The sequence below is a fragment of the Methanofollis formosanus genome, assembly GCF_019633745.1.
Lineage (GTDB): Archaea > Halobacteriota > Methanomicrobia > Methanomicrobiales > Methanofollaceae > Methanofollis > Methanofollis formosanus.
Map to the genome: position 1 here is coordinate 2,242,897 of NZ_CP037968.1, position 12,171 is coordinate 2,255,067.

General features: G+C 58.5%; 10 protein-coding genes and 2 tRNA genes. 5 read left to right on the forward strand and 7 right to left on the reverse strand.

Features of this window, described 5'->3' with window-relative positions; translation table 11 throughout:
- Window positions 1-126: 126 nt before the first annotated feature.
- Window positions 127-1,587 carry an MATE family efflux transporter gene (locus E2N92_RS10260; protein WP_220681078.1) on the reverse strand — a complete coding sequence of 487 codons (1,461 nt, stop codon included), beginning with the start codon at window positions 1,585-1,587 and terminating at the stop codon, window positions 127-129.
- A gap of 1,285 nt (window positions 1,588-2,872) precedes the next feature.
- Here E2N92_RS10260 and E2N92_RS10265 point away from each other — a divergent pair.
- Window positions 2,873-4,198, forward strand: coding sequence for a hemolysin family protein (locus tag E2N92_RS10265; RefSeq protein WP_220681079.1), 1,326 nt, complete (start codon window positions 2,873-2,875; stop codon window positions 4,196-4,198).
- Between the two features lie 262 nt (window positions 4,199-4,460).
- Here the strand turns inward: E2N92_RS10265 and E2N92_RS10270 are convergent, their stop codons facing one another.
- Genes E2N92_RS10270 through E2N92_RS10285 form a run of 4 tightly spaced genes read right to left on the reverse strand, consistent with a single transcriptional unit; the run spans window position 4,461 to window position 8,033 of the window.
- Window positions 4,461-5,279 (reverse strand): nucleotidyltransferase domain-containing protein, encoded by an 819-nt coding sequence (locus E2N92_RS10270; RefSeq protein ID WP_220681080.1) that lies wholly within the window; start codon window positions 5,277-5,279, stop codon window positions 4,461-4,463.
- A complete protein-coding gene (locus E2N92_RS10275) occupies window positions 5,270-5,815 on the reverse strand; it encodes an AAA family ATPase (protein ID WP_220681081.1) in 546 nt (181 codons plus the stop codon). The genes E2N92_RS10270 and E2N92_RS10275 overlap by 10 nt, the downstream gene beginning before the upstream one ends.
- Window positions 5,808-7,160, reverse strand: coding sequence for an MATE family efflux transporter (locus E2N92_RS10280; RefSeq protein WP_220681082.1), 1,353 nt, complete (start codon window positions 7,158-7,160; stop codon window positions 5,808-5,810). Before E2N92_RS10280 ends, E2N92_RS10275 begins: the two co-directional genes overlap by 8 nt.
- A gap of 57 nt (window positions 7,161-7,217) precedes the next feature.
- Complete coding sequence (locus E2N92_RS10285) at window positions 7,218-8,033, reverse strand: B-box zinc finger protein (protein WP_220681083.1); 816 nt, start codon at window positions 8,031-8,033, stop codon at window positions 7,218-7,220.
- Between E2N92_RS10285 and E2N92_RS10290 the strand changes: the two genes are divergently transcribed.
- Window positions 8,032-8,307 carry a hypothetical protein gene (locus tag E2N92_RS10290; protein WP_220681084.1) on the forward strand — a complete coding sequence of 92 codons (276 nt, stop codon included), beginning with the start codon at window positions 8,032-8,034 and terminating at the stop codon, window positions 8,305-8,307. The two genes, E2N92_RS10285 and E2N92_RS10290, sit on opposite strands and share 2 nt — an antisense overlap.
- Window positions 8,308-8,353: 46 nt before the next feature.
- Entirely contained in the window at window positions 8,354-8,638 is a 285-nt protein-coding gene (locus E2N92_RS10295) for a hypothetical protein (RefSeq protein WP_220681085.1), read from the forward strand.
- Between the two features lie 124 nt (window positions 8,639-8,762).
- On the opposite strand, the gene E2N92_RS10300 is transcribed toward E2N92_RS10295, so the two are convergent.
- Window positions 8,763-8,837, reverse strand: a tRNA-Glu gene (locus tag E2N92_RS10300).
- Between the two features lie 171 nt (window positions 8,838-9,008).
- Here E2N92_RS10300 and E2N92_RS10305 point away from each other — a divergent pair.
- Window positions 9,009-10,121 carry an OBG GTPase family GTP-binding protein gene (locus E2N92_RS10305; protein ID WP_220681086.1) on the forward strand — a complete coding sequence of 371 codons (1,113 nt, stop codon included), beginning with the start codon at window positions 9,009-9,011 and terminating at the stop codon, window positions 10,119-10,121.
- 773 nt (window positions 10,122-10,894) lie between these two features.
- Here E2N92_RS10305 and E2N92_RS10310 read toward each other — a convergent pair.
- Window positions 10,895-12,028, reverse strand: a complete 1,134-nt coding sequence (locus tag E2N92_RS10310; protein ID WP_220681087.1) for a tRNA (guanine(10)-N(2))-dimethyltransferase — start codon at window positions 12,026-12,028, stop codon at window positions 10,895-10,897.
- A gap of 66 nt (window positions 12,029-12,094) precedes the next feature.
- Here E2N92_RS10310 and E2N92_RS10315 point away from each other — a divergent pair.
- Window positions 12,095-12,169: transfer RNA gene (locus E2N92_RS10315), tRNA-Arg, on the forward strand.
- The last annotated feature ends 2 nt before the right edge of the window (window positions 12,170-12,171 follow it).

Consider the following 12,171-nt stretch of genomic DNA (forward strand, 5'->3'; position numbering starts at 1 on the left):
TATGATAGAATTAGATCTTTTTGTGATTTATCAGGCATTTTTGTGGCGAGATCAATCCGGTCCAATACAAAAAAAGAACATCCGGGGTTGTTGATCCCGGTCTCCTTCTCCCGACGCCCGCATCCCTTACCCTTCGTGATCAGGGCGTTGCACAGGGGCGGGAGTGGAGTGGCCGGCCCGCTGCCTGATGAGCCGCGAGAGGTAAACCCGCGCCCAGAGGTACCCGACGATGCTGCCGAGGATGTTCCCCGTGACGATCCCCCACCAGACTCCCACTTCCCCGAAACCGAGGGCGACGCCGAGCACCCAGACGGCGAGGACGATGAAGACAAGGTTCCTGAGGAACTCGACGGCAAGGGCGAAGAGGCCCTTCCCGGTCCCCTCGAAGACTCCGGCAGACATCATGCCCGGTGCGATGAAGGGGTAGAAGAAGCACATCGTCATGAGAAAGGCGGTGATCCCTCCGGCCAGGTGTGCGCTCCCGGCCGAGTAGGTGAAGATCCAGGAGATGAAGGGCGCGAGAAACCAGGTGAGGAGAGAGAGACCGAGGCCGATGAGGATGCCCGATCGAACCGCGAAGGCGTGGGCGACCCTGAGCCTGTCGTACTTCCTCGCGCCGTAAGCCGCGCCCGAGACCGAGACGACGGCGATGGACATGGCGATGAACGGGATCAGGGCGAAGAAGACGATCCGCCACCCGCCGGTATAGACGGCGACGGCATTCGACCCGGCGAGATGGACGAGGGTGCCGTTGATGATGATCCCGGCGACCGACATCAGCACGAATTCCAGGCTTGCAGGGATCCCGACGGCGAAGATGTCCATGGTCGTGTGCCTCTCAGGGGAGAAACGCTGCCATTCGATGGAGACATAGGTGTCCTTTTTCACCAGGAGCCAGTACAGGAGGATGACGCAGACGAAGGCCATCGAGATGAGTGTCGCCCAGGCCGCTCCCGCGATGCCCATGCCAGCACCATAGATGAGGATGGGGTCGAGGACCATGTTGAGGACCGCGGACCCGGCGCAGGCGTACATCGTCCTCCGGGTGTTCCCTTCGGCCGTGAAGACGGCATAGAGAACGTCGGCAAAGAGAATGAATATGGTCCCGGCAAAGATGATGCGGCCGTACTCGATGGCATAGCCCGCGGTCTCCCCGGCGCCGAGGGCAAGGACGAGGGGTTCGATGAAGAGGAGGAGGGCCAGGGTGACAACGACCGAGAGGATCAGGATGATGGCGATGCCGTGCATCGCGGCGTTGTCTGCTCCGGCCTTATTCTCCGCGCCGATGCGGCGGGAGACGGCCGAGGTGACGCCGGCCCCGAGGCCGCTGCCCAGGCCGACGAGGATCATGAAGATCGGCGTGATGAACCCGACGGCGGCGAGGGCGTCGTCACCGAGGCCCGCTACCCAGACCGCGTCAGCGAGGTTGTAGACCGCCTGGAAGAGCATGGCGACCATGATCGGGCCGGCGATCATGAGGATGGCCTTTTTCGGGTCGCCGGTGAGGACGGCGACGCCTTCGGTGATCATTCTCTGGTGGTCCGCCGTTTTTGGGTCAGGATTGGAGGTGATGGTGGTTTCTGTCATAATGTATCCTTCAGATTAGAGTTTGTTCATACAGATGCTCCCGGAAAAGGAGGTGAAGTGCCTTTTCTGTATGCATTCGGTCGTCGCCGGGCAGGAGCCGATCATGTTGCTCTCAGTGCTGATAATGGTGTCGTTTTTAAATCTTTTCAGCCGTTTGAGAGGATCTTCGACCTATATTATGGAATGTGTCGCGGTGGAAGATAGCATGCCGAAGTTTGCCCCGTGGGAGAGTTTTGCTCCGGGTGGAATGATGATAAAAAAATTATCCTGGATGTGGAGCCGCGCCCTCTCCGATGTCCGGGGAAACCATGAATGTCCGTGCCAGGATGGCGATGAAGATTGCCGGAGAGGTTCGCGATGTTCAGGCATAGTATTATGTGTCGGTCGGGAACACCTTCGGTGTACGACGCATCGTCGCAAGACCTCATGCAAGGAGATCAGGGGAAAGATGGTGCAGGGGATCTTTTGCAGCAGACCCCCCTTTTTTGCAGCAGTTTGCAGCAGGTTGCGGAAGGTGCCGCCATTCAACGGGCGACGTATGGGGTTTTGATCCGGTTTTCCTCCGTTGCACTCCGGGATCGGCGGATCGTTTGCAACATTTCGGGTATCACACACGCACGCACCCGGACACGGAAGAACCGATACCACCGTGTGGGTGTGGGTTTTGCTGTAACATAATACTGAGAGAGAGAAGTTTCTCTCTCTCTCAGTACAGCATGATTCAACCCCTTTTCAGGCCGTTTGATCTTTGCAGCATCTGCTGCAATGTTGCAAGTGTCACTGCCGGCAGATACTGATCCCGACTCAAGCTATCCCAGAACTCTCGCACCCTCTCCCGCAGAAGATAAGGGGGAAGGTTGCTGTATTGTCATTGAGCATATCCCAAAAGTATCCCTGGCTCGATCAATCATCTGGATCGAGACACTTTCTGGCCATTCCTCCGCCCTCCCCACTTCACACCATCGGAGGGGTCAGAGGGCGGCAGCCCCGGTGCGAGTGACGGAGGAAGGTATGATTGATCCGATGTGCCGCCCACAGAGAGAATAAAAAGTGTTTCCTTGCTTTCTCCTGCCTGGGGGAGACCGCCCGAGCCCCCCCACGATAAAGATAGGGGCGGGGCGGCAACAATTTCTCGAACGACACCGTGCTTCAGAACCTTCTTCCACTCACCTATCAAGGCCAGAGAAGTTTTGAGATGGCCTCATAGTAAATCGAATATCTCCGCCTGCAGATTCATCGCTCTCAATGGATTTATAAACCCGGTCTCCAACACTCTCTCAGTCAAATGTCATATCTCATCGAGATTGCGATTATCGTTATTCTGATTGTGTTCAACGGCATCTTTGCGATGTCTGAGTTTGCTATCGTCTCGGCCAGGAAGGCCCGACTCCAGCAACGTGCGGAAAAAGGGGATGCCGGCGCGGCAACGGCGCTTGCCCTTGCGGAGAGCCCGACGTCGTTCCTCTCGACCATCCAGATCGGGATCACCCTGGTGGGGATCCTTGCCGGTGCCTTTGGCGGCGCGACGGTTGCTGCGGGCGTCGTCCCCTTCTTCCAGGAGATCCCCGCCCTGGCGCCGTACAGCCAGGTGCTGAGCATCACGCTGGTGGTCCTGGTCATCACCTATCTGACCTTGATCTTTGGAGAACTCGTCCCGAAACGTATCGCCCTCACGAACGCGGAGACGATCGCGTCCACGGTTGCCCGGCCGATGCGCCTGCTCTCGGTCGTCGCGACGCCGGTCGTCTTCGTCCTCAGTCGTTCGACCGAGGCGGTGCTGAAGGTCATGGGGATCCGGGATGCCGCAGAGCCCCCGGTCACCGAAGAGGAGATCATGATGATGCTCGAGGAAGGGACCAGGGCCGGCGTCTTTGAGCGATCTGAATTGCATATGCTGGAAGGTGTCTTTGATCTGGATGACCGCCGGGTCGAGTCGCTGATGACGCCTCGCCCCCATATCGTCGCGCTCGATCTCGATGACCCTGATACGGAAAACCTGAGAAAGATGGTCCAGAGCGGGCGCTCCAGGTTTCCGGTGTACGAGGGAGACCCGGACAACATCGTCGGCATGGTCTCGGTGAAGAAGGTCATGGCAAAGATGGAGGAAGGCACTTCGCCCGCGATCAGGGCCGCCGTGACAGAGCCTTTCTTTGTCCCCGAGGGACTCCAGGTCCTGAAACTGATCGAGGCGTTCAAGGAGACCGGGCTGAATATCGCGCTGGTAACCGACGAATATGGGAGTGTCCAGGGCCTTGTGACGCTCCATGATGTGCTGGAGGCGATCGTGGGGGATGTCCGTACTCTGAGGGAGCGGGCCGAGGTAGGGGTGGTCGTCCGTGAGGACGGTTCGTGGCTGATCGACGGGAGCACCGCTGTCGAGAATATCAAGGAAATCCTGTCGGTGGATGTCTTTCCAGGAGAAGAAGAGGGGCGGTACCACTCTCTTGCCGGGTTGATCATGTATGTTCTGGAACGGATACCCCGGACTGGCGATTATATTGAACTGGGCAATCTGCGCTACGAGGTGGTGGATATGGACGGCAACCGGGTGGACAAGGTGCTGGTCACGCGGGTTGCCGGGGAACCGGGCGTGGGTGAAGGGCAGACCTGAAGCATGCTGTGGAAAATTTTTGAGCAGATCTTTGGGGTGTGGAGGGGACCCATGATCAGGAACGCTGCGTCTCGCCGTCTTCCCAACGCGAGGCGGCGGGAAAGGGTCTGCGATCAGGGCGGTGCGTCTGATCATCGCACCTTCCCCCTCCGGTCGCAGCCACCGAGCCCCCGGGATGGCGATGGGAGTGGAAAGGCGGACGGATGACTGTGAGGGGGGTTGTGCCCCCCAATATAGAATCCAGAGGTGTAATTCTACACCGCTATTCTATTGTGTCTCGTCTTCTGATCGCTGTCAAAAAAAAGTAGATCTCTTTTGTTTCCCGGGGCAGGTTTGGATGCCGGGAGTGCAGGTGACGGTATGCTCGGACAAAGGCCTTCGAGAGCCTCTCCAATAACTCCGCGGCATCTTTGAGATCCAGGCTCGCGGCAAGGTTGCGAAACGCTCTCTGCCCCTCGGCATCCATCTCTTCCAGCAGGGACCGGGGGGTGTACAGGTAGGCATCGTTTCCCTTCTGCAGTTGAAGAAGAGCGGCATAGCGGGCGAGGGCGATGTTGTAGGTGAAGTAGAAACGGTAGGCATCGTTCTGGGCGGCGTATCTGGACGCGAGTTCGAACATCTCCATGAAACTCTCTGTCACCTTTGCGATCTCGGGCATGAGGTCAGGTATCTCGGGCGGCCGGATCCATGTGCTGACGGCCGCCCTGACCGTCCCGTCTTTGTCTACCAGCACCGAGCGCGAGGGGTCGGTGATCCGTGAGCCCCTGTACATCTTCTCGATCTCTGAAGTATCAGAGACGACCGTGATGTCGGCCTTGAGATAGGTATCACCCAGGAAGAAGACCCCTTTCTCTGGCTTTGACCTGATCACCTCCCTCGCGTCCATGGCATCGGCAAGGTCGTGCAGGAGAGTATCAGGATCTGTCCTCGCGATCAGGAAGAGGTCGAGGTCAGACTGTTCGGTCTCCTCGCCCCGTGCCCACGAGCCTGTGAGCACCATGCCGCGAACGTCTTTGTGCGACCCGGCAAAGCCCCGGACTTCTTCGAGTACGATCGTCCCATACACTGTCCCTACTCCCATACAAATGCGACAACTTTGTCCGTGATCTCTTCGGCCGTCTCTCCTCCATTGAGAGGGAGATGGAGGGTACGGAATCTCCTGCCAGACGTCCAGACCCATTCCCACGTCTTTTTGAGGTCGCATGAGATGGAGGAGATGGAGAGGGCGACATCCCCCCAGGGAAGAGGGTAGGGCACCTGACCGCTCCGCCTCTCTGCTCTTTCCAGACAGATCTTCTCCGGGGCGTCCAGCCAGATGACAGAGACCGGCAGACCTGACTCCCTGAGTGCGACGGCCGCCATGCCGGCGTGAGGACCGCATCCGGAGAACTCGATGACGGCCGGGCGGGTGGCGCTGCATGCCTCCATGAAAGCGGTCTGTGCCCGGTATTCGCCGGCGACGGTGCCGTCACCGTGCTCTTCCCTGTATCGGTCGATGGACCGGTACGGGATGCCGGTCCTATCTGAGAGATGCTCTGCCACCGTCGTCTTCCCGCTCCCAAGAGTGCCGACAAGGAGGATCTTTGCCGGTGGGAGGGACTCTCTCTTCTCAGGCATGCGCCGCCTCCCCTCTCTCTGCCTGCGGGAACGTCCCGAGCAGATGGTGTGCAAAGAATACCGTGCAGATGAGGTCAAGGGTGAACGTGAAGACAAAGAGGGTCATCACGGTGGTGAAGACCGGGACAATCGCGCCGGCCTTCATGAGGATCACGAACGGGAAGACCACACATGCCTGCACGATGAGAGAGACAAAGAAGATGTACTTAGTCATACCTGTCCCGTAAAAGAGACTCTTGAGGATGATCCCGGCGGCGAAGAAGATGTACGGGACGATGAGCCAGTGGAAGGCCTGTACCGAGTACGCCACCATCTCGGGGTTGGGGTTGAAGACCGCAGAGAGCCAGTCCCAGGAGAGGAGGCCGGCCATGGCGATACATCCGATGACGCCCAGGGCAAGGATCTCTGACATCGCGAGCACTTTTGGGATGGCCAGGTAGTTGCCTGCACCATAATAGTTGCCGACAACGACATTGGTCGCTTCTGCCAGGGCGAGGACCGGCACGAGGAGCGTCCACATCACGGTCATGGCAAGGCCGTACCCGCCGAACTGGCTGACGCCGATGAGGTTGAGGGCCATGAGGATGCCGACATAACCGGCATTCCTGACGAGGGAGTCAAGGCCGGTCCACCCGCCGATCTTGAAGATCGGGATCATGCAGAGGCGTGCGGGGATCTCCCTGACAAACCTGAGGATGTTGAGATCAAGGATGTGGACAAGGTAGCCGAGGGACACCGCCGCCAGAATACTTTTTGAGAGGATATAGCCGAGCGCGACCCCCATGACGCCGAGGTGGAGGGAGATGTCAAGGGTGGAGATGAACAGGAGGTCGAAGACGACATTCAGGACGACCGAGAGGAGGACGATCAGCATGGCGGCCTTTCCTTTTCTCATGGCCTTGACCGCGATGAGGAGGAGGAAGGCGATGGCGTCGAAGGGAAGCGCGAGGGCCATGAGGTGGATATAGGACTCGGTCAGGGTGACGATCTCGGCCGGGGTTCCGATCGTCGAGACAAATGTCGGTGTGCAGAGAAAGACGACCGCCGTCAGCACGGCCGAGAGGGCGACCTGGATCACAAGGCCTGACTTGAGGATGGAGAGCACTTTTTTCCGGTCGGTGTAGTTCTGGGCGATGAGGGCCAGCACACCAAAGGGTACGGTCTCGTTGATCACCTCGACGGCGACGGCGAGGAAGTCGTACTGTTTGGTGACGGCAAGGGCGTCGTAACTGATCTGGCCGACCCAGAACATATTCGTGAGGTCATAGACTTTTGGGATGAGGGAGGCAAGGATGATGAACCCGATGAACCGCCAGGGGTAGACGGCGATGAGTTCACGGAGCATTCGCCCGGCTTTTCCTGGGTATGTGGGAGTATGTGCCTGGTATTCCATGCTGGCCTTCTATTCGTAAAATTCACAGATCCTGCAGTGGCCGTTTGCACGGTGTTCCTCGACGATATCGGGGTAGGCATGGTGGAAGGCGGCCCATCCTCCGTCAACATATTCGATGTGTTCGACCTGGAAGAAGACCTTCAGTTTGACAGCCGAGATGAGGCTTCGTGCCGATCCGGTGATCGTTCCCTCTCTCTTCGGCTGCCCCTGGCTCATGATGAGGTAGCGATAGTCGGGGTGCTTGCCGGTGATCTCTTCAAGGGTTTTGTACTGGTCTTTTTCCCTGAGGTCAAAATAGTACCAGGGGATATTGAAGAGATATTTATAGGGGCGGCATTGTGTGGGGAGGTGACCTTCTTCCCATTCTTTCTCGGTCCTGACGTCGATGATGATGATCGGTTCGTCTGATTCGAGGATGGACCTGAGTCCGGGTGCCTTGATTGTAGGGATGTCCGCGATCCCGCTCCATCGGTCTGCTTCACAGAGGAGACAGGATTCTTTGTATGCAATCTGGTGTCGACGGCAGAAGTTCTGGATGTCGTGGCCGGCCTCGAGGTGTCCCTTGATGTTGCACCCTGCGCAGAGGGCGATGTCGCAGTCCATGCAGTAGGCAATGTAGGGCTGGTTGTGCTTTTCGCAGACCAACGTCTCGTTATATGCCTCTTCGACCAGTCGGTCCCATGGTTTTCCGTGTTTGTTCTCAAGCAATTTCCGGAGATATCCGGATATGTTCTTCGCTCCGTTCTTCTGCATCGACCAGTCGAAGACGTCTTTTGTCTCCTGGTCAAGGGCAATAGATGTCCGTTTTTTATCGGGTGGTGCCATGCATCTCTCCTATGGTAATGGGCGGTTCTGCCTTTTAGCCTTGTCCATGCATATGCATATGCATGCAAATACATGCATTTATAAATGTGGGGAGAGATCTTTTCTATGGGTGCAGGGAACTCCCCTGCCCCAGGAAGTGAACGAAAACATGGCAGATAAGAAAATGACCTCTGAAGCGGCATCGAGGATCCAGGCACACGCGGACAGGGCCGGAAAGAACCAGGACTTCAAGGCCCGTGCACAGGCTGCTGGAGAGAAAAACTCCAGAAAATAATCATTTTCATCATGAATCGATCTCGTGTTCTGTGATGGGGTAAATTATGGCTGTATGGATCAAAGTAAAGCTGTTTGGCGACTCTACTCTTGTAAATGCGGAGAATATTGACTTGATCTTCCTCGGGGTAAATCCCTCAAGATCAAAATATGTTCTGTATGCAATGCAGGGTGAGTTGCAGATTCCCCTGGCGGAATCTGATAATGAAGGTACGATCAAGTCTATGCTCTCTGGTCTGTTGGCCTTCATACAGGCGGGAAAGGGACTCGACGCTCAGAAAGTTCCAGTTATTGAAAACAGAGGTACAGAATTTGTATGGGGGGGCGTCTGAAGCTCCTCTTTCCTGTTAGACGTCCCTGAAATCTATTCATTATTCTTTTCTTCAGTGCGGATTTTGACTATGACGGAACCGTGGGATGGGATGGATGGTATCAAAACGTCGCAAAACAAGAGAATGCTGCTATGGGGATTCGAACCCCAGTCGCAGGAGTGAGAGTCCTGCATGATTGGCCGGTCTACACTATAGCAGCGAGTGATTGCACCTCAGTGCTCTACAATATTTGATATGACGGTATTTAACCATTCCTGTCCGCGCCGCCGGATCAGACCATGACCATAACTCTGCGATACGAGCCGCGCGAGAGAGCGCCAGCGTTCCCTATCCATGACCCTTATGTAGTCGGCAGACAGAGTATTGAGGAATGAGTGGTCTTGAAGATCAGATCAAAGAGATCGAGGATGAGATCCAGCGGACGTCCTATAACAAGGCCACCTCCAAGCACATCGGCCGCCTGAAGGCGAAAGTCGCCAAGATGAGAGAAGAGGCCGTCCAGCGGGCGATGAAGTCGGCCGGAGGCGGCGAGGGCTACTCGGTCAAGAAGTCCGGGGACGGCACCGTCGTTCTGGTCGGTTTCCCCTCGGTGGGGAAGTCCACCCTCCTCAACCGGCTCACCGGCAAGGACAGCGAGGTCGGGGCCTATGCCTTCACCACTCTCACGGTCGTGCCCGGCGTCCTCGAGCACAAGGGTGCGAAGATCCAGGTCCTCGATATCCCGGGGCTCATCGCCGGTGCCGCGATGGGCAAGGGGCGGGGCAAGGAGGTGATCGCCGTCGTGCGGAGCGCCGACCTCATCCTGATCCTCGGCGATGTCTACAATGGCCGGCACGTCGACGTCCTGATGAAAGAACTCTACGACGCCGGCATCAGGATCAACAAGCCCAAGCCCGACATCACCATCAAGAAGGCGGCCAACGGGGGTATCAGGCTCAACTATGTCGGCGAAGAGGCGCTTGAGATCGACGAAGTCCGCTCGATCCTCGCGGAGAACAAGACCACCAATGCCGACGTCCTGGTCCGTGGCAACGTCTCCCAGGACGACTTCATCGACGCCATGATCGGCAACCGCATCTATGTCCCGGCCTTCGTCGCCATCAACAAGGTCGACCTCGTCGACGAAGCGATGAGGAACGAGGTCAGAGAAGAAGTCGTCGAGCGTTTCGGCGACGAACCCTACATGATCTCGGCCCACTCCGGCTACAACATCGAGGCCCTCAAGGACGCGATCTACGAGAACCTGGGCTTCATGCGGGTCTACATGAAACCGCTCGGCGGCCCGGCCGATCTGGAGGAGCCCCTGATCGTCAGGAGCGGTTCGACGATCGAGGACGTCTGTAACCGGCTCCATCGTGAATTCGTCGAGAAGTTCAAGTATGCCAAGATCTGGGGTAAGTCGGTGAAGCACGACGCCCAGCGGGTCGGTCTCCAGCACACCCTCGCCGACGAGGACATCGTGACGATTGTCACGAGGTTCTGAAATCTTTTTTTTGGCTTTGTAAAATTCGGCATGAACCTGCGGTTCAAGCATACGCGGTCGAACATTTTCTGAGCGGTGCTTCAGCGTGTGGGGAGATCCCGATCGTTGCGAGAGGGCATCTGAGAGATCTGAGTTCGTCGCCGCCTCCGTCCGATCTTCTCGCGAGACGGCCCCGCCGGCGGCCCTCGCGTTTCAACGCACGGCAAAACAACAGAAATGAACTCAGGCCATCGCCGTCCCCACCCTCTCCTCTCGCGAGACGGCAGAACGGGTTCGGTGATGAGGGGACGGCACATCCGGTCGTCACATCTGTCCTGTATTCATGGCCCCGAAGATAGAACCGTGACGGGAGAGGGCCGATCATTATTCCGGGGATCACGCCACCCCGTACCGCCCCCCGCCCTATCTTTTCGCGAAGTACCAGAAATGATTCTGTGAGGAGGGACGGCAATTCAGATCATGACGCCGTTCTATTTTCATGACCCCGAAGATAGAACCGGACGGGAAAGGGTTGATCACTCTTCGACGGGATCACGCGTTCGTGCCCTCCCCCGCACTATCTTCTCGCGAGACAGCAGAACAGATCCGGTGATGAGGGACGGCACATTTGATCATCACACCCGTCCTGATTTCATGACCCCGAAGATAGAACCGGGATCGGAGGGGGCCGATCGTTTTCAGCGGGATCACGCCGCCCCCCGGCGCGAGATGATGGCGGCGTACGATCCGGGGATAGAGAGAAAGCGTGCGATCAGAGGCGCAGCCCGCGCCTCTCACGACCGTTTGTCAGGCACGTCTCCCCTCACCGCCGCCTCGACCACTTCGAGCGGCGCCCCGGTCTTCACCCCGGTGCCGACATAGTGGGTCCGCGTCGCCGCATACCCGGCCTCCTGCACCCGCTGGAGCATCACGTCCATCGCCGGCGGCGAGGTCCGCATCCGTTTGGCCACCCGGTGATAGTCGTAGAAGGACGAGGTGGGGAGTTCGGCCCTGAGGAGGGGGAGGAGGCGGCCGAGGTAGGCGGCCGTGCCAAGACCCATCGTCGGGAGGCGGGCCTCCATCTCTTCGAGGAGGTCGGGGTCGTTGATCGCCCCGAGCCAGAGGGGGCCGACCGGACTGAGCACTTCCCCGCAGCGCGGGCAGGTCCGGCGTTCCGGGAACATCCCGGCCTGTTCGGCGCGGTAGAAGCAGTGCGGGCACTGGAGGATATACCCGATCCGGCTGCGGGCCTCTTCGGCGGCGCTGACTCTCGGCACCACCCGCAGGTGGAGGCGGATGAAGTGCTCGTGGGCAAAGCAGAAGAGTGGTTTGATGCCCCGGTCGTACTTGATCATCTGGCGTGCCGCAAACCCGAGGAGCACCCGCAGCCCCACCTCGCCGTGGTACTCGGTGTTCATCGGCCGCGCCCAGTAGCGGCGCATCCCGGCCTTGAGATGGGCGCCGCAGAGCGGGGCGGTGTCGGTGGCGGTGATGCAGAGAAACCGTCTGGCGCTCCGGCACCCCGAGTCGGTGAAGGGCGCCGGCGTCCCGAAGGGGTCGAGGTCCACGCAGTCGAAACGGCGACTGCTCATCAGGGCGTTGGCGTCCTGGCAGGTCACCTCGGCGTCGAGGCCCAGATCCTTGACATTGGCCCTGATCTCGGCCGCGGCCGCGGGGTCGATGTCGTTGATGGTGGTGTGGGTCCCGGTCTCGTTCGCGACCCGCAGCCCGCGCACGCCGGTCGCCCCCATCGCATCGAGGTATTCGGAAGGGCGGACCGCCGAGAGGAAGAGGACGGTGGCGTCCCGGTTCGCCTCCATCCTGGGATTATAAAATATGGGGGCCGAACCGGGGGGGAACTGGGTGTTCTTATCCTGGACCGGTGCAAAAAATGACGTCTTCCCCTCGGTGACCCGTACTCTTTCCATTGCGGCAGAGAGGTGGCCCTCTCAAAACCTTAATACCTTCCCGGCACCAATATCTATAGACACTGAGGGCTTGTGGCCTAGCCAGGATAGGGCGTCAGCCTCCTAAGCTGAATACCAGGGGTTCGAATCCCCTCAAGCCCGCT

Bases quoted from the DNA above. Each gene is read 5' to 3' on its own strand.
- E2N92_RS10260 (WP_220681078.1), bottom strand. From the start codon at position 1,587: ATGACAGAAACCACCATCACCTCCAATCCTGACCCAAAAACGGCGGAC.
- E2N92_RS10265 (WP_220681079.1), top strand. From the start codon at position 2,873: ATGTCATATCTCATCGAGATTGCGATTATCGTTATTCTGATTGTGTTC.
- E2N92_RS10275 (WP_220681081.1), bottom strand. From the start codon at position 5,815: ATGCCTGAGAAGAGAGAGTCCCTCCCACCGGCAAAGATCCTCCTTGTC.
- E2N92_RS10305 (WP_220681086.1), top strand. From the start codon at position 9,009: ATGAGTGGTCTTGAAGATCAGATCAAAGAGATCGAGGATGAGATCCAG.
- E2N92_RS10285 (WP_220681083.1), bottom strand. From the start codon at position 8,033: ATGGCACCACCCGATAAAAAACGGACATCTATTGCCCTTGACCAGGAG.
- E2N92_RS10310 (WP_220681087.1), bottom strand. From the start codon at position 12,028: ATGGAAAGAGTACGGGTCACCGAGGGGAAGACGTCATTTTTTGCACCG.
- E2N92_RS10280 (WP_220681082.1), bottom strand. From the start codon at position 7,160: ATGCTCCGTGAACTCATCGCCGTCTACCCCTGGCGGTTCATCGGGTTC.
- E2N92_RS10295 (WP_220681085.1), top strand. From the start codon at position 8,354: ATGGCTGTATGGATCAAAGTAAAGCTGTTTGGCGACTCTACTCTTGTA.
- E2N92_RS10290 (WP_220681084.1), top strand. From the start codon at position 8,032: ATGCATCTCTCCTATGGTAATGGGCGGTTCTGCCTTTTAGCCTTGTCC.
- E2N92_RS10270 (WP_220681080.1), bottom strand. From the start codon at position 5,279: ATGGGAGTAGGGACAGTGTATGGGACGATCGTACTCGAAGAAGTCCGG.